Origin of the sequence: Vibrio sp. 11-4(1), assembly GCF_013048625.1 — a bacterium.
In the GTDB taxonomy this organism is placed as follows: domain Bacteria; phylum Pseudomonadota; class Gammaproteobacteria; order Enterobacterales; family Vibrionaceae; genus Vibrio; species Vibrio diabolicus.
On the sequence record NZ_VHSY01000009.1, the window covers coordinates 1 to 17,993 of the forward strand.

13 protein-coding genes and 1 pseudogene are annotated in these 17,993 nt (G+C 42.5%); 2 read left to right on the forward strand and 12 right to left on the reverse strand.

Annotated elements, in window-relative coordinates; all coding sequences use genetic code 11:
• Window positions 1-110: 110 nt before the first annotated feature.
• The 4 genes and pseudogenes from FKN16_RS18380 to matP form a co-directional block, all read right to left on the reverse strand.
• A pseudogene (locus FKN16_RS18380) lies at window positions 111-218 on the reverse strand (DUF3693 domain-containing protein); the annotation flags it as partial.
• A gap of 173 nt (window positions 219-391) precedes the next feature.
• The gene (locus FKN16_RS18385; protein ID WP_046876223.1) at window positions 392-715 is read right to left on the reverse strand and encodes a hypothetical protein; all 324 of its coding nucleotides are present in this window, start codon (window positions 713-715) and stop codon (window positions 392-394) included.
• Between the two features lie 114 nt (window positions 716-829).
• Entirely contained in the window at window positions 830-1,141 is a 312-nt protein-coding gene (locus FKN16_RS18390; protein WP_048626406.1) for a DUF3634 family protein, read from the reverse strand.
• A gap of 15 nt (window positions 1,142-1,156) precedes the next feature.
• Window positions 1,157-1,606 carry a macrodomain Ter protein MatP gene (matP, locus tag FKN16_RS18395; protein ID WP_170903326.1) on the reverse strand — a complete coding sequence of 150 codons (450 nt, stop codon included), beginning with the start codon at window positions 1,604-1,606 and terminating at the stop codon, window positions 1,157-1,159.
• A gap of 210 nt (window positions 1,607-1,816) precedes the next feature.
• Between matP and FKN16_RS18400 the strand changes: the two genes are divergently transcribed.
• Both FKN16_RS18400 and fabA read left to right on the forward strand, forming a co-directional pair.
• On the forward strand, window positions 1,817-3,457 hold the full coding sequence (locus FKN16_RS18400; protein ID WP_170903327.1) for a Lon protease family protein: 1,641 nt from the start codon (window positions 1,817-1,819) through the stop codon (window positions 3,455-3,457).
• Window positions 3,458-3,527: 70 nt separating this feature from the next.
• Window positions 3,528-4,046: a bifunctional 3-hydroxydecanoyl-ACP dehydratase/trans-2-decenoyl-ACP isomerase gene (fabA, locus tag FKN16_RS18405; protein WP_170903328.1), complete on the forward strand. Its 519-nt coding sequence runs from the start codon at window positions 3,528-3,530 to the stop codon at window positions 4,044-4,046.
• Window positions 4,047-4,166: 120 nt separating this feature from the next.
• Here fabA and rmf read toward each other — a convergent pair whose 3' ends face one another.
• The 8 genes from rmf to FKN16_RS18445 form a co-directional block, all read right to left on the reverse strand.
• Complete coding sequence (gene rmf / locus FKN16_RS18410) at window positions 4,167-4,340, reverse strand: ribosome modulation factor (RefSeq protein WP_005377453.1); 174 nt, start codon at window positions 4,338-4,340, stop codon at window positions 4,167-4,169.
• 181 nt (window positions 4,341-4,521) lie between these two features.
• Window positions 4,522-6,255, reverse strand: a complete 1,734-nt coding sequence (locus FKN16_RS18415) for a DUF3466 family protein (RefSeq protein ID WP_170903329.1) — start codon at window positions 6,253-6,255, stop codon at window positions 4,522-4,524.
• A 7-nt stretch (window positions 6,256-6,262) separates the two neighbouring features.
• Window positions 6,263-8,182, reverse strand: coding sequence for an ABC transporter ATP-binding protein (locus tag FKN16_RS18420; protein WP_170903330.1), 1,920 nt, complete (start codon window positions 8,180-8,182; stop codon window positions 6,263-6,265).
• The gene (locus FKN16_RS18425; RefSeq protein ID WP_074190119.1) at window positions 8,160-8,402 is read right to left on the reverse strand and encodes a glutaredoxin family protein; all 243 of its coding nucleotides are present in this window, start codon (window positions 8,400-8,402) and stop codon (window positions 8,160-8,162) included. Before FKN16_RS18425 ends, FKN16_RS18420 begins: the two co-directional genes overlap by 23 nt.
• 21 nt (window positions 8,403-8,423) lie before the next feature.
• Window positions 8,424-10,544 carry a bifunctional 23S rRNA (guanine(2069)-N(7))-methyltransferase RlmK/23S rRNA (guanine(2445)-N(2))-methyltransferase RlmL gene (gene rlmKL, locus FKN16_RS18430; protein ID WP_046876219.1) on the reverse strand — a complete coding sequence of 707 codons (2,121 nt, stop codon included), beginning with the start codon at window positions 10,542-10,544 and terminating at the stop codon, window positions 8,424-8,426.
• Between the two features lie 488 nt (window positions 10,545-11,032).
• Window positions 11,033-11,575: a cell division protein ZapC gene (locus tag FKN16_RS18435; RefSeq protein WP_005396505.1), complete on the reverse strand. Its 543-nt coding sequence runs from the start codon at window positions 11,573-11,575 to the stop codon at window positions 11,033-11,035.
• Window positions 11,576-11,743: 168 nt separating this feature from the next.
• Complete coding sequence (gene pyrD, locus FKN16_RS18440) at window positions 11,744-12,754, reverse strand: quinone-dependent dihydroorotate dehydrogenase (protein WP_048626411.1); 1,011 nt, start codon at window positions 12,752-12,754, stop codon at window positions 11,744-11,746.
• A 314-nt stretch (window positions 12,755-13,068) separates the two neighbouring features.
• Window positions 13,069-17,910 carry an NAD-glutamate dehydrogenase gene (locus FKN16_RS18445; RefSeq protein WP_170903331.1) on the reverse strand — a complete coding sequence of 1,614 codons (4,842 nt, stop codon included), beginning with the start codon at window positions 17,908-17,910 and terminating at the stop codon, window positions 13,069-13,071.
• Between the last annotated feature and the right edge of the window lie 83 nt (window positions 17,911-17,993).

The following is a 17,993-nucleotide window of genomic DNA, read 5'->3' on the forward strand; positions in this document are numbered from 1 at the left end:
GTGTTGATGCTCCCCATAACTTTCTCCAAACACCTGTATGATGCTAAGTGCTTATAAGTATAGATCAGCAGACAAACAGGACATTTCTACTTTGCTGAGGACAGGACATTTTAAAATGGGATTGACAGTAATAGTGGTTCCTGTGGATTTGCAATCACTAAGGCCAATCCGGCACAAACCATTGAAATGCTAGATAATCCAAGTCCATTAAACTTTTTCAATTCCTTCCCATACTGATTTTATCTGCAGATTATCATTTCGAGTTGATTGGTTTATCTCACCTAGCCTGCATTCCTAACCAATTACACGAGAGCCACTTCATTTTCATCTAGTTCATCGAGTCTGAAAGCTTTGCGCTCTTGCTGCCCGATGCTTCTAATCAACATTGCAATCACGAACCTGTGGCTATATGAAGCCGAATATACTTTTCTGGATATTTATAACGATAGCGTTTTCCTTTCCTCAAGTTGGATTTCACATACCGACAAACTTTTTTGTCACCACTACTGGTTACTCTTTTTATTACTGCTTTTTTACCTTTGTGTTCCATCTCTATCATGACATCACAATAACCTTGGTAGTCATCAAATTTATTGTCTGCTTTCCTTTGAATCTTAGTTTTAATCTTTTTAGCCAATGGATTCGTTTCCGAGTCGTCAGACAAAGCTGAAGCACTTACAAAGAGAAAGACCATTAAAGTTACAACGTATCGCATAGTTTAAGTCCGTTTATCTTATTGATTAATCAATGATAAATAATTTTTCTATAGATACGAAAATGGGACGCTATATTGCGTCCCATTTAACACGATTAAGTAACTGATATGTAATTAAGCTCGCTTCTTGCCTTTGCTCGCTTTGAAACCTTGATGCGGAAAAACGTTGCGAATCCGCTGCTGGATTTTTTTGGGAACGTCCTTGGAAAAGCTCAAACGCATGCCAGTTCGTTGGCTATATACCTTCATTTCACCACTAAAAGGATCATGTTCACTAATATCTTGTAAGTTATGTTTGAAAGAAGGTGGTAGATGCCCTTTTACGTTACTGATATGGCCGTTATCAAACTTTACTTTTAGCACTGGTCTATCAACTGCGATCAACCAAAAGATTACGATGGCAGCAATTAAGATTACATATAACATTTGGCACTCCCTATCCTAGCTAGATAGCAATTTACTCAAATCCTCTTTGATCGAGGTAACTTTTTGACTCGCTTTTTCACTTCTCGATGCTTCAGAAAGTAGATATTCAATTGCGTCAGATAATGTACAACCGAGCTCGTTTGCTCTGCTAGAAAGCTTTTCCCAAACTCGATAATCTAAGTCAATGGACTTTTTCTTTGTATGGACTTGCTCTGCATTGAAATGACGCTTCCTTTTCGCTCGGATAGCCTGCTTGAGTTTGTTGTCCAACTCTTCTGACATGTGGTTTTCTATCCAAGCTAATACAAGCGTAGGTTCGTGTTCAAGACGTTTTAGCTCTCCAACCGCGGCATCTGCTTCACTTGTATCAATATGTCGGGTAATCGCTTCACCATCTTTCCATTTCTTGATGAGATACTTCCATTTCCACCCACACTCTAGATTCTCAAGCTGCTGATATTTCATTTATTCCGACCCATAAACATAACCTAGTGACAGCGTAACCCAGATAATTTACTTGGGCAAATAAAACTCTTAGAAGTATCGATGTTGATCACTCATTTGTCTAAGTATTGTTCATTGAGTGTTGAATGCCGTGAGCGAACCAAATTGGTGCTAGGGTGTTATAGTCCATTTCGTTATAATGTCGGCAAGATTGAATTACGATGAATTTTAATGAACCAACTTAATTGGCAAGACGTAACACCTTCACTTGAGCAGTACGAAGCACTTTTAAAGTCTGCACCTTCATTACCAAAGAAGTCTTTTACTGATCTTCAACCGAGGATGTCGGCAACGATATCTCGCTTTTCCAAAATGTCGGGATTGACACGCGTGCTACTCATTAACTGCGTCGATAATTCTGTCTATAGAGAGTTCATCAGTAAAGCTCTTCAGAGTCATTCTAACGCTGCGATTGTTTTGTCGGAATCACTTGATGCCAAACGTTTATTTGACCGTTACAGTGTTGATGTAAGTGGTGATATTGCCTTCCAACCTGGCTTGATTTCACAAGCTGACGACGGTTATTTGATTGTACCTGCTAATCTCATTCTGGCTAACCCGGGACTTTGGCCGAATATAAAGTCTGCAATTCAACAAAACCTTATCGAGCCACTGAACCTAAGCCCTACTCGCTTACCTACTTCAGTACCGCCATCTAAAGCTTATGATGTAAAACTGATTGTAACTGGGGAAAGAAGTCAGTTAGCAGAGCTAGAATATATCGACGAGGACTTTTGTTCAGGCTTTGCCATGTATACCGAAGTTGAAGAAGATATTCATTTGTCAGAGCAGAATTTGACAGATTACTTTGGTTTGGTGAACTGGATATGTTCTCAATATCAGCTACCTCACTTAACGGAATGTGGCTTTAGAAGACTATTGCTAGCTGGTATGAGATTTACTGAAGATCAACATTATTTGCCGTTAGGTGTAATGTGGCATTCTCAACTTCTAACACTTGCCAGCCAGTTCAGTGATGGCCAAACATTAGATTACGAGTCATTAGATAAAGCGATTGACGACAAGTATTACCGCGAATCCTATCTTCCTCAGCGTGCCGTGTACGATATTTTAGATGGCCAAGTCATCATTGAGACAACTGGGAAGCAAGTTGGTCAAATCAATGGCCTAACCGTCATCGATATGGCTGGACACCCTGTCAGCTATGGTGAGCCTGCTAGAATATCGTGTGTAATTCACTTTGGTGATGGCGATGTTTCCGATGTTGAGCGCAAAGCTGAACTTGGCGGCAATCTACATGCGAAAGGCATGATGATTATGCAAGCTTTCTTAAGCTCTGCTCTAAAACTGGATGAACCTCTGCCTTACTCTGCCTCGATTGTATTTGAACAGTCTTATAGTGAAGTTGACGGTGACAGCGCATCTCTCGCAGAACTTTGTTGTTTGGTGAGTGCGTTATCTGAATCTCCAATTAATCAACAAGTTGCGGTTACAGGAGCCGTCGATCAGTTTGGTCGAGTGCAAGCAGTCGGTGGCTTGAACGAGAAAATTGAAGGTTTTTATCAGGTTTGTAAACATCAGGGTTTTACGGGAAATCAAGGCGTTGTCATGCCGAAATCAAACCTTAAACACCTTGCATTACATAAAGATGTAATAGAAAGCATTAAAAATGGTGAGTTCCATATTTGGTCCGTCTCTACGGTAGATGAAGCTATTCCGATTGTTATGAATAAACCTTTTAGAGGCGAAGACGAGAGCATTATTGGCAAAATAGCGGAACGTATTGAAAACTTTGAAAGACATGAGCATCCAGAAGGAATTGTGCAGCGCATCAAAAACTGGTTTGTCTAGTACTGATCGGAGTTGTTTAGCGTACACGTGTTCACTAAGATGCAGCTATCAAAAATTGGAGTAATTGATAATGCAAAACAAACGTGATTCTTATAACCGTGACGATCTACTTGCTTCTAGCCAAGGGGAACTGTTTGGGCCTGGTTACCCTCAGCTTCCTGCGCCAAACATGCTAATGATGGATCGTATTACTAAAATGTCTGAGGCAGAGGGCGATTTTGGTAAAGGTTTGATCTTGGCGGAATTGGATATTACTCCAGATTTGTGGTTCTTTGATTGCCACTTCCCTGGTGATCCAGTAATGCCTGGCTGCCTTGGCCTTGACGCGATGTGGCAACTTGTTGGCTTCTTCCTTGGCTGGGTTGGCGGTAAAGGTAAAGGTCGCGCTCTAGGTGTTGGTGAAGTGAAGTTTACAGGCCAAATCCTACCGACGGCGAAAAAAGTAACCTACGAAATCCACATGAAACGCGTCGTAAACCGTAAACTGGTAATGGGTTTGGCTGACGGTCGTGTATGCGTAGATGGCAAAGAAATCTACGTTGCGAAAGATTTGAAAGTTGGTTTGTTCCAAGACACTTCAAACTTCTAATCACGACTTTAATCGATTTATAAAGGCTCCTATTTAGGGGCCTTTTTGTTTGCCTAGTCTATAAATGTAGAAAAGGCTCCGTAGAGCCCTTTCGAATCCTTCTTTTTGTATGTGGAGAGTTTATTTGTAGAGACCAGATTGTCTTTCATCTCTGGCATCACGCCAACCACCTAACCAATACGACCGAGCATCAACTTGTTGATATGGGCAAGCCTCTTGAGACCTTCCATTCAACCCAGCTTTATAGCCTTGAGATTGAGCTCGTTCTAGGCGATCACGCTTTTGTCTCTTCATAGTTAATTCCTCATACAGGTCCATTTACTAACGTACAGCTGTTATTGTGAAACTTTGATGGAGTTTTTATGACTCCACTTATAAGAATCGATCAAGTTGAGTGATTTCTCAAGGCATAAAAAAAGCAGAGGCTCAAATGTGTGAGCCTCTGCTTGATTTAAAAATTACTGACGATTTTTGACTATTTTCTACGGAACCCAAACAATCCAAGCATGGTCAAAGCTAACAAACCAAGGCCTGCACCTTGACGCTCTGTTGTCGTTGAGTCAACGCTTCGAGACACAATGTCCTTCTCAGTCGCACCTGCAATAGGCACCAATTTTACGGCTACGATTTGCTCATCAGAACTACATGTCGCATTGTTTGCTGTTGTACTGTAACCGCCAGCACATTTCATCGCGGTACCAGAAATCACACCTGCATCGTTGATATCGGTTGCGTCAAGAATACGGAACTGGTTGTTTTGCTCAGAGTAGTCACCGCCATTAGTCAAACTATCTAGGAACCAAGCTTTTCCATTAAATAGTGTTGAAGCACGTTCACTAGTCTCACCACCTACACTGTATGGGTAGATAAAACCGCGCTTACGACGTGGCTTACCATCGTCTTCACGCGTCGTTTCCGCATCGAGTTGCCCAACGATTTCATTGTAAGAGTTGATCCCACCCATCTTACCGCCCGCACCGCTGAAGAAAATTCCGGTAGTTGGGTAAAAAGCGTTAATAGAATCCTTACGAACATCATTTACGATAAAGAGACGATTTGGAGCAGAGCCCGTTGGCATTAAGTATCCACCTGAACGTTTTGCTTCACCAATAGCAACAAAATTTGAGTTAACATCGGTTAATCGTGAGTTTGTATGAACCGTATCATCGCCCTCACGCTGTCTCGCTCCTACAACAACTTTGTTTTTCCAAGTTGCGTTTTCAACGCTACCTTCTGCCTCTAGGGTTCCGACAAAAACAGTAGCATTCAGATAGTTATCATCACTGTATGTGTTGTAACCCACGCCGTAAACCGTTGTTCCATCTGTGACAAGGTCACGCATGCTTCCTTGAGCCAGTCTTTCTCCATCTTTAGATGTGCCACTTGGCCAAGCCAATTCACTGACGGTTCCACTTTGATCCCAAATAGCTGCTTTCGATGTGTGGTGAGCGCCATTGGTATTACTTGCTGTTCGAGATACACTACCAACGGTAAAAGTGCCATCGGTTTTCCAAGCGTGGCTTTGCACAACGCTTGCGTCGTTATCACCTGTAACAAAATTTGGTTCAATAGGTGCTACGACTGTATTTCTTGTTTCCAGTGTCGACTTGTTTTCACTGTTGACTTTACTTTGATTACCGACAGCGGCACCATCTTCGGTAAGCTGATTGATAACATTGTTATATTCATTTTTATAAGCAGCAGAATCGCCTTCTACAAATGCTGACGCATTAGAAGTAAAGTCTTTACTACGCTCTTTGTTCCATGGGGTCCAGTTTACAGAAGCCCAAGAGTCACAAGTAGAATAGCGAAGCTGGTTATAACAGTAACGTTCAAAATCTTTGAGTTCTTGGATGTAATAAAAGCCCGCGTCCAATCCAAATGGAATTTCCTCACGATAGCTATTTCCATCCACGGCTTGTGTTGCTGAAATAGGTGTTGTGCGAGTTTCCATCGCAAGCTTAAATTGGTCTGGTGTACAGTTTGCTGCCGCATCAAAACAGCCCAAAGCGAAAGGGGAACCTGTTGAAGGATCTGTACCCGCATCACCTTGCTGAATTGCAACCCCATAAGCCGTTTGGTAGTCACCGTTTGAGCCATGATCCTGAGGTGAAACCTCAACCACTTGATACAATGCCGCCTGTGCGTTCATTGTGGTACCAACCATCATTGCAATGGCGGTCAATTTGAATTTATTACTACAATTCATTGAATTCTTAACTATCCTGTTGCATTGCTTCGAGTTCTTCCCATCTCTCGAATGCGATTTCCAACTCCTGCTCTAGTGCAGCAAGCTGTTCCAATACCGGCTGAGTTTGCTCTACAGGTTTAGCAAAGAACTCTGGATCGTTCACTTGCTCCTGAAGGCCCTCGATATCCGACTCTAATTGTTCTAGTTTAGCTGGTAGAGCTTCTAATTCTCTTTGCAGCTTATACGATAACTTCTTCGAGTTGTTCTTAGGTTGGGTTGTTTTGGGAGTTTCCTCAACCACTTTTTCTTTTTTCGCTGGCTTTTCAACCGCTTGACGAACCGCCAATACCTGTTCACGCTGCTGTCTTGCATCGTGATAACCACCAACAAACTCTTCAATCACTCCGTTTCCTTCGAAGATCCAGCTTGTGGTAACAGTATTATCAACAAACTCTCGGTCGTGGCTAACTAAAAGCAACGTGCCCTGATAGTTGGCAAGCATTTCTTCTAAAAGTTCCAACGTTTCGATATCCAAATCGTTGGTTGGTTCATCAAGAATAAGTAAGTTGTTTGGTTTCAACAAGATACGAGCTAGCAGTAATCGGTTTTTCTCACCACCAGAGAGCGCCTTAACCGGGGTTCTTGCGCGCTTAGGTGCAAATAAGAAGTCTTGAAGATAACTCAGCGCATGACGCTGACGTCCCCCAACCATTACTTCTTGTTTCCCATCCGCTAAGTTATCGATCACTGTCTTTTCTGGATCCAAAATCTCTCGGTACTGATCAAAGTACGCGACTTCTAATTTTGTTCCGCAGTGTAAACGACCAGACTGCGCTTCCAATTGCCCTAATAGCAATTTAAGTACCGTACTCTTACCGCAGCCATTTGGTCCGATAAGTGCAATACGGTCACCGCGCATAATGTTAAAGCTAAAGTTGTCGACGATTGTCTTGCCTTCGTAAGCAAAAGATATGTTTTCTGCTTCAAATACAATTTTCCCTGAACGTGAAGCATCATCGATATTAAGGTTAACTTTGCCTTGGACATCCCGGCGATCGCGACGCTCTTCACGAAGTTTCTTCAATGTGCGTACACGACCTTCATTTCGAGTTCGGCGTGCTTTAATGCCCTGCCGAATCCAAACTTCCTCTTGAGCAAGCTTTTTGTCGAATTCAGCATTCTGCATTTCTTCAACGCGGAGCATCTCTTCTTTTTCTTCTAGGTAGTTGTCGTAATCACCAGGGAAAGAAGCTAATTGCCCGCGATCTAAATCAACAATGCGTGTTGCCATTGATTTGATGAACGCACGGTCGTGAGAAATAAAGATGATCGAGCCTTTGAAGTCTTTTAAGAAGTTCTCTAACCATTCGATAGTTGTTACATCAAGATGGTTTGTTGGCTCATCAAGAAGTAATACATCAGGGTCACAAACCAGCGCGCGAGCTAAAGCGGCTTTACGTTGCCAACCACCGGATAAATCGGTCAGTTTAGTTTCTGGACTTAGTTTTAAAGCACCAAGTACGTTCTTAACACGGTCATCAAAACGCCAAGCATTAGAATGGTCAAGCTGCTCTTGAACCTTGGCTAAACGGTTGATGTTTTTCTCACTCGGATCTTGAGCAACAAGATCGAGAAGATCGTGATAGATCTTCAGTTGTTCGCCGATTTCAGCCAAACCGCCAGATACGTATTCGTAAACCGTACCCTCTTGATTACGCGGTGGATCTTGTTCAAGTCGAGAAACAACGACGTCTTGAGTGATTTGAATCTTGCCGTCGTCCAACAAAATGTCGCCGGCAAGCACTTTCATTAACGTGGACTTACCTGCTCCGTTGCGACCCACTAAACAAACGCGTTCGTTTTCTTGAAGAGCGAACTCCGCTTTGTCCAGCAATGGGTGGTCACCAAATGCAAGTTGTGCGTTATGAATGGTAAGTAATGCCATTATTATCCAACCAATGTGTGAGTTGTTCTAAGTCAAACGGCCAGTTCAACTCAGAATCTTGATACTTTAATACGGGTATTGTGACGCCGTAACGAGAAAACAGTGCATCATCGAACGCAATATCAATGATATCTGTTTGCTCGGCCAAACCAATTTGGTCTACTAGAGCAAATGCCATCTCACAAAGATGGCATCCCTCCGTGCTATACAATATCAGCACGTATTAATCCTTTTGTTTATACTACGCGTGCGTTACTAGCCAACAGTTATGAATCTGTTTATTACGCGCAAAATCTAATGGTAACGTTTGAGAAGAAATATTCTGAGCCTTCAAACCAAGTTCGGCCAGCGACTCTTCATCCATCTTGAAGTGGCGCTTGTTATTCGAGAATACGATAGTGCCTTCACTTCTTAGTAAACGTTTAAGATTCTTCATCAGTTTAATGTGGTCACGTTGTACGTCGAATGATGTTTCCATACGCTTAGAGTTAGAGAACGTAGGTGGATCAATAAAGATCAAGTCGTACTCACCTTTCGCGTTTTCTAGCCATTGCAAACAGTCTGCTTGTTCATAGCGATGCTGACGTCCTACACAGCCGTTAAGCTGCATATTGTCTTTCGCCCAGTTCAAGTAGGTATTTGACATATCAATAGTCGTTGTGGAACGAGCGCCACCAACCGCTGCGTGAACCGTCGCACTCCCAGTATATGCAAACAAGTTTAAGAAATCTTTACCTTGCGCCATTTCACCTAAGCGACGACGAGTGATCTTATGATCCAAGAACAAGCCAGTGTCTAGATAGTCATGAAGGTTTACGATCAGCTTCACACCGTACTCGTTTACTTCAAGCGTCTCTGATACCTGACCTAATTTTTGGTATTGGCTGCGACCCTTCTGCTTTTCACGAACTTTAAGTACTACTTTGTTCGCCTCTACACCTGTCACCTGAATCGTTGCACGAATGATATCCGTTAGGCGACGTTTTGCTTTTTCTTCTGGAATGTTTTTTGGCGCAGCATACTCTTGAATTACGATTTGATCGCCGTATACGTCTATCGCCACATTGTATTCAGGAAGATCAGCGTCATAGATTCGGTAGCAATCAAGCTTCTCTTTACGAGCCCACTTGCCAATCTTGCCAATGTTTTTCTTTAAACGATTTGAAAAGTCTGGTGCGATTTGAACATTAGTATCAGCACCCTTCACCTCATCAGCACTGCGCTCTGCAATACTGTAGTTCTTTTGGTGACAAGGTAACGCACCATTATTCAATTTAAATTGTTTATCAGCACGCATACGAAGACAGCTCAGCAGCTCGTCTGAACTCGAGAAGATAGAGGCTTTACATCCACCAAACTCAGATTTTAGCTGTCCACCAAATGCGGTGTAGAGCGCAATTAGCCCCGGCTCAGTTCCTAGACGTTCACCGTAAGGTGGGTTTGAAACGATAACACCGTGTTCGAATCCTGTAGGACGAGTAATGGTTGCAGCATCACCTTGTGCGAACTCAATCAATTCTTCAACGCCTGCTCTGCGCGCGTTTTCTTGAGCAACTTTTAATACTTTAGGGTCGTTATCGAAGCCAAAAAACTTAGCGTCAACTTTCTTGACACCTCGTCTAGCTTGAACATTAGCCTCTGATTTAATCTCTGCCCAAGTCTCTGGTTCAAAGTCTTCCAACACTTCGAAACCCCATTGCTTTCGCTTAACGCCAGGAGCCATGTTGGCAGCCATCATCGCAGCTTCAATAAGCAAAGTACCAGAACCGCACATTGGATCGAGTAATGGTTGATGCCCATCCCAGCCACAACGCATGATAATCGCAGAAGCAAGCGTTTCACGTAACGGGGCACGACCCGATTCTGGTCGGTAGCCACGCTGATGCAAACCACTGCCTACCATATCGATCCCAAGCAACGCTTTATCTTTATGCAAACGAACGTGAATACGAACATCTGGGCGTTCTTTACTGATGTTGGGACGCGGCAAACCTTTATTTTCAAAGCAATCTACGATGCCATCTTTGACTTTCATCGCACCGTATTGGCTATTTCTGATCTCACGGTTTGTGCCGTTAAAGTCCACAACAAAACGTTTAGAGCTATGAAATTGGTTAACCCAGTTAATAGCAGATGTAGATAAATACAAGTCCATGTCGTTGTTACACGTGAACTCAGATAAAACACGTACAAATCGAGACGCTAAACGGCTCCACAAACAACAGCGATAAACCTGTTCGTTTGTCGCTTTAAATTTTACGCCTGCCTGTACTGGTTTCGCATTTTCAATGCCTAGTTTAGTCAGTTCTTCAACAAGCAAATTTTCCATGCCATTTGAAGTTACCGCGAGATATTGATTCATAGTGTTCTTTCGCTGATAAAAAATGGCTTCAATTATACCTGACTTTACGATCAATGCCTCGTTTTTAAAGGAATTTCCCCACCTGTTAGTTCAAATCATCACCAACAAAATGATCTGAAACTTTCAACATCTTCAATTTGAGTATTTTTTATTCACGAACGAAATTTTGTTCCCTTGGAAAGAAGTGAATACTTATTTACATAAATTTTGGTATATACCAAACAATGATTATTGATGTAAGTTACTTACATTTTTTCCTTATAGGGGAATAAATGGGGTCATTTTAAGCGCTAGGTTGCCTAGTTAAGGGAGTCATCAGATTGAAATAAGTAAAATAAAAGTGACCAGCTTCATGTTTGCATGCATAGAAAACATACAGTTTCATGGCTGATGGGGATCTAGTATCAAAGGAAAGGACAAAAAAAATCGACCTAACGAGGTCGACTAATGCAAACAAAGGAACGAAATAAAGAAAAAATTAAACAGGTTTACCCCACCATTGCCATAGGGGTTATTGCAAAGAGGTGATTTGCACAAGCCATGCGGTCATGCATTACTTTAATCGGCTGCCCAAACTGAAGCGCCTTATTGCCATCAAGCACAAACGCTTCTTGGTTAACATAAGCACATAAGCTCGACGTCTCGCCTGGTTCTAACACGATGAACATGCCATCAGAATATTGGTTTGTTAGAAAGACCATGTCCCCTTCTTCAGGCTCGTAACCTGAGGACTGTGCGTCAAAGAACCAGCTTTTAGGCTGTACAGGTTTATGAAAGCGCTTTGCTGCAACACAATACAGTGTTAACTCAGCTTGGCGGTATTCGCTGATGTCGAGGCATCGAATACGTTCATTAAACGTTTGGAATGCACTGGCGTCATCAACGGTAAATTCATTGTTTGAGAAGGCACAGTTAACCAACAATTTTCGGGATAAATTGGTTTGGAAAATCATTTCCTCCCCCAGATCCAGCATTAAGCAAGCTTTTTGCTCGTCAAAATACCAATTCCATTTGTCGCTGGGTTTAAGCATTATTCCGTTCTCTCTTGACTAGTTAAATCAGTGGTAAAGAGGTAAGACGCTTAATTACCTACTCGTGATTTTTAAATTTTACAAACGAACGGATAAAAAAAAAGAGGAAACAAAGTCCTCTTTTTTATGTAATAGCTACTGATTTTTCAGTGGTTTTTGATGTATATGTTAAAGATTCTTAACAATATCACGTACTAGGCTTGGGCCGTGGTAAATAAAGCCAGTGTAGACTTGAACAAGTTTAGCGCCTGCCATCAGCTTTTCTTTGGCTGCAACATAGGAATCCACACCACCAACACCGATAATTGGAAGTTTGTCTCCTAGCTCTTCATGAAGCTTACGTACGACTTCCGTAGAGCGTGATTGCACAGGGCGACCACTTAAACCACCTGCCTCATTGGCGTGTTTCATTCCTTCTACGATCGTGCGATCCAGAGTTGTGTTAGTCGCGATCACACCATCTATATTGTTTTTCAATAAAGAATCGCAGATTTGGCAGATTTCTTCGTCACTCAAATCAGGCGCAATTTTTAATGCTAGCGGGACGTATTTGTTGTACTTCTCTGACAGTTCTGCTTGTTTCGCTTTTAATTCAGAAAGTAGTTCATCAAGCGCTTCACCATATTGAAGTGAACGAAGACCCGGAGTGTTTGGTGATGAGATATTAACCGCAATGTAGCCTGCATACTCATACACTTTCTCCATACAAATCAGGTAGTCCTCTGCCCCTTTCTCAATTGGTGTGTCTTTGTTTTTACCAATATTAATTCCGAGAACACAGTTGAATTTTGCTTGCTTTACATTCTCGACCAAATTATCAACGCCTAGGTTATTAAAGCCCATGCGATTGATGATCCCTTCAGCTTCGACTAAGCGAAATAAGCGTGGTTTATCATTCCCTGGTTGCGGACGAGGTGTTACGGTGCCAACTTCGACAAAGCCAAAGCCCATGGCATCAAATGCTTCAATGCATTCACCGTTTTTATCTAAGCCAGCCGCAAGACCTACTGGGTTACGGAATGTTAGTCCCATACACTCAACTGGACGAGTTGGTAATTGTTGGCGGTAGAAGAGATCAAGTGGTGTGCCGTTAAAGCGTTGGAAGTTCTTGATTGCAAGATCGTGTGCCTTCTCGGCATCGAGTTGGAAAAAGCCAGTTCTGGCTAGACGGTAAAGCATTGTGCCTCCGAAAGAAAAAAGCCCCGTATAAACGGGACAATATTATTTACTGTTTTTCATCGTAATTCAATGAAAATGAATGTATTAAGTAAAAACCTATATCTTTCTAATATTTTCAAATATAAAACAAACAATTAGAGTAAGATTTCAACAATAAAATTTATAACTAACCACCCTAAAGCAATCGATTTCAGCCTATTTTAACTTCCCCGCATCGTTACGCTGTAACTCACTCGGCGCTATAATAGAAACGATGAGCAACAAAAAAGCCTCGCTAAATAACGAGGCTTTTACTTACAATTTGACTAGCTCATCTACTCTTTCGACGAACAGTTGAGATTCAAGAGTACTAATTCTCGAAGTGCTACAGAAAACTTAGCAAATTCGTGGACAGAGCCAACTTTGAACTCATTCAAGATGCTTTCCCAACGGTGCAGTGATTGCTCGTTAGTTTCCATCCAATCTTCTAACGCTTTCATCACGTCTAGCTCTTCCGTTGCACAGCCGCAATTTAATACCTGAGCCGTAAGTTGACGTTGTTGCCAGTCCAGATCTTCTCGGAATGCAGCTCTTGCCAGTGCCTGCCAGTTATTATCAACGGCTTGGCTGTTAATTTGCTTCAAGAACCAGTGTAACGATAAACGGTCACCTAAGTTAAAGTAGAGCTTCGATGCTTGCTCAACCGTTTTACCTGTTTCACTCGCCACTGATGAGATATCCAGTGCAGATTGTAAGCTGGATAAACGAGCGACTTGATGTGCAAGTTTCTCTTCTACCCCTTTCTCAATCCACCCTTGAGCAAGTTCATTGTGTTCTTCTACTTCAGACTCAACCAGCATAGTGTCTAAGGTTTCAGTGATAACATTGACATCTTGCTTGTAGATAGCAATCAGCTCACCAACTGTGCATTTACCACTGCGGTTGCGAAGCAACCAACGTGCAATTCGACGTAGTGCTCGACGAACATAAAACATGATTTCGTACTGAGCTTGAGCAGTGGCGATATTATCGAGTTCACGAGTCTGCTTAAGAATTGCTTCTAGATCGAAAATTTCACGAGCCGCACTGTATGCGTTAGCAATATCGACAACACTTGCACCGGTTTCTTCTTGCAAACGAGTGACGAAGTTACAGCCCATTTCATTAACCATCTGGTTAGCCAATGCTGTAGCGATAATTTCAGCTCGCAGTGGGTGATTAACCATTTGATCTTTATAGTTACGTCGTAACGCACTTGGGAAATATTCAACAAGTTGTTTCGCATGGAATTCATCATTCGCGATTTCATCCGTAACAAGTTGCTGTTTAAGTACCATTTTACCGTAGGCAACTAACACTGATAGCTCAGGGCGAGTCAGACCTAGTCCCTGTTTTTCACGCTCGATTAGCGTTTCATCATCAGGGATGTATTCGAGAGCACGATCCAAGTACCCTGCTTTTTCCATGGTATGGATGAATCGAATTTGTTCCTTAACAATGCCAACACCTTGCTGTTCAGTAACGGAGATCGACTCAGATTGACGGTAAGCATCATCTAAGACAATTTCACCCACTTCGTCTTCCATAGACTCTAGAATTTGGTTACGTTGCTTAACCGTAAGATCGCCATTTGAAACCAGTCCATTAAGGAAGATCTTGATGTTGACTTCATTATCCGAACAGTCAACGCCACCCACGTTATCAACGAAGTCTGTGTTCACTCGGCCGCCAGTCAGTGCGTATTCAATACGACCAAGCTGAGTCATACCCAAGTTACCGCCTTCGCCAACCACTTTTGCTCTTAAGTCACGGCCGTCAATGCGTAGCATGTCGTTAGCACGGTCACCAACATCCGTATGAGTTTCTGTCGATGCTTTAACGTAAGTGCCGATACCACCATTCCAAAGCAGATCGACTTTCATTTTCAAGATCATCTTAATCAGATCATTAGGCGCTAAAGATGCTTTCTTAGTACCTAACATTTTCTGAATTTCTGGCGTCAACTGGATCGATTTTGATCGACGAGAGAAGATGCCACCACCTTGAGAGATCAAATCTTTATTGTAATCTTCCCAGCTTGATCTTGGCAGATTAAACAAGCGGTTACGCTCTTCCCAGCTGGTGGCTGAATCTGGATTTGGATCAATAAAGATGTGCATGTGGTTAAAGGCAGCTTGCAATCGAATATGCTTCGATAACAGCATACCGTTACCGAACACGTCACCTGCCATATCACCTACACCGATTGCGGTAAAGTCAGTGGTCTGGCAGTTGATGCCCATTTCACGGAAGTGACGCTTAACAGATTCCCAACCACCTTTTGCAGTGATACCCATCGCTTTGTGGTCGTAACCATTTGAACCACCTGAAGCAAATGCGTCACCTAACCAGAAGTTGTACTCTGCAGAAACAGAGTTCGCTAGATCTGAGAATGTTGCTGTGCCTTTATCTGCAGCCACTACTAGGTATGGGTCATCTTCGTCATGGCGCACAACGTTTTGTGGTGGCACGACTTCACCTTCAATGATGTTATCTGATACATCAAGTAGCGCACGAATAAATCGTTTGTAACAACGTTGGCCTTCAGCAAAGATCTCATCACGGGTTGTGAGAGATGGCTGGCGTTTACAAACAAAGCCGCCTTTTGCACCCACAGGTACAATAACAGTGTTCTTAACCTGTTGCGCTTTCACTAGGCCAAGAATCTCAGTACGGAAATCTTCTTGACGGTCTGACCAACGTAAACCACCACGAGCTACTTTTCCGCCACGAAGGTGAACACCTTCAATATCTGGTGCATACACAAAGATCTCGAACGCTGGTACAGGTTGCGGAATCTCTGGAATATCGCTCGGTTTCATTTTCAAAGATAACCAAGGCTTAGGTTGCTTGCTTTCGTCTAATTGATAGTAGTTAGTACGAAGTGTCGCCATGATCATGTCGATGTAACGACGAATAATACGATCATCATCCAAGCTCTCTACACGATCCAACTGCTCTGTTAGCTTTTTAATCAGATCGTTTTGGCCTTTTTCACTGCCTTTGTGTTTCGGATCGAATCGCTTGGTGAACAGCTTGACTAGACCTGTTGCTAAGTCTGGGTAGTGGCTTAGCGTGTCTTCGATGTATTGTTGACTGAATGGGAAACCGACTTGGCGCATGTATCGAGCATAAGCACGAAGAATGGAAATCTCACGCCCAGATAGCGACGCACCTAGTACCAATCGGTTAAAACCATCACTTTCAAGGTTGCCCGCCCAAATTGCGGCAAATGCTTGTTGGAAACGATCACGAGCCTCACGAAGATCAACTGTTTTCTCGCTCTTATGCAGCATAGAGAAATCAAGGATCCAGAATGTCTGTCCGTTATTTTTCTCGATCTCATACGGTGATTCACCTATCACTCGTAAGCCAAGGTTTTCAAGCATTGGCATTACGTCAGAAAGATGGATTGGCTCATCGCGATGGTATAACTTCAAGCGAACAGCTTTTGAATCCGCCCCCTCTTCTTGAGGTCGGTAGAACAACATGCCAAGTTTATTATCATCACTTAACGCTTCTAAGCGTTCAATATCTGCAACCGCAGAACCTGGCATCATGTCCTCTTTGTATGAGCGAGGAAACGCACTCATGTATTCTTTTGAAAGAGGAAGGCCTTTGCTTTCACCAAAGTTAGCAATGATGGATTCTTTTAGTCTGTCATCCCAAGAGGTAGAAACTTCCATTAGGTTTTGCTCGATCTTTTTCACGTCTACGTCAATGTTGTTATTGTCTACACGAACAATGTAATGTGTTCTCGCTAGTGGGCTTTCTGAGAAGAACGTTGTAAATTCAACCTCTTGCTCGCAACCAAAGTACTGCTTAAGAATGCGTTGAGTTTGACGACGTAACTCTGTGTTATAACGATCTTTAGTGACATAAACCATGCAGCTAAAGAAACGACCAAATGGGTCCTTACGAACAAATAAACGCAGTAGGTCACGATCTTGCATTTGTACAACACCCATACCCACCTCAAGCAGCTCTTCTTCATTTGCTTGAAGTAGTTCATCGCGTGGGTAGTTTTCTAAGATATTGTGCAATGCTTTGTATGAATACGATCCGTGACGATATCCGCTCGCTTCAAGGATACGGTCCACTTTTTCACGGATCAGAGGGATGCTTTGTACCGCTTGGTTATACACGGCAGAGGTATATAGACCAGTAAAGCGATGCTCACCTATTACTTTACCGTTTTCATCAAACTTCTTAATACCGATGTAATCAGTATAAGCTGGACGGTGAATACGAGATGCTTTGTTACCTTTTGTGATGATCAGAGCGTATGGCTTTTTCGCTTCTAACCGCGCTGAATCTGAAAGCTCAGATAGCTTGACGCTACGCACACGCTTGTCATCAGCAAATAGACCAAGTCCTTTTTCTTTAGCAGGAACAAGCTCGGTATCACCATTGACTTCTTCTAAGTCATAATCTTTGTAACCCATAAAGGTAAAGTTATGATCTTCTAGCCAACGAAGAAATGCGATCGTTTCGTCCATACGAGCCGTTTGGATAGAAACACGATCTTTATTTTTCTCAAGTTCATCAGTCACAAGCTTAAGCTTATCAACCATTTGCTTCCAGTCATCAACGACTAAACGAGTGTCAGATAGAATTTTTAACAGCTCTTCTTTAAGCGCTTGCATCTCTTCTTTACTAGTAAGGCGGTCTACCTCGATATGGAACAGTGATTGAAGAACACCACCCTCACCGTTTACGTCGGTAACTTGGCCTTTTTTATCACGCTGTATCTGTGTTGGGTTGTTTAACATTAAGTGGCAAACAAGATCCAAACGCGCTAAAGCCATTTTGACTGAGTCCACTAAGAATGGACTATCTGGAACAACAATTTCTACGATTGTGTGTGTGGATTGCCAGCCTTGACGACTTACGGTCGGGTTAAATACTCGTACCGAAATCTCTTCTGGTTTTTTTTCATTGATATGGTGCCAAAGGCTGACGACAGCACCATAAAGATCGGATTCGTTTCGCTGAATCAGGTCATCATCAGCAATGTTACTGAATAAGTGTTGAGCAAGTTTAGTTACAAGCGTTTGGTGAGAAAGCTCGAGTTTGTCTTGAATCAGTTGGTAAACTTTTTCAAGCAGAACCGGCACTACATTTTCACGCGCGGTCATATTCACACTCCACATTAGAATTGTTGTTTTGTAGGGGGACTTAGTAGCTAGGTTGTTACCTTAGAAACTAAGCATAGGTAATG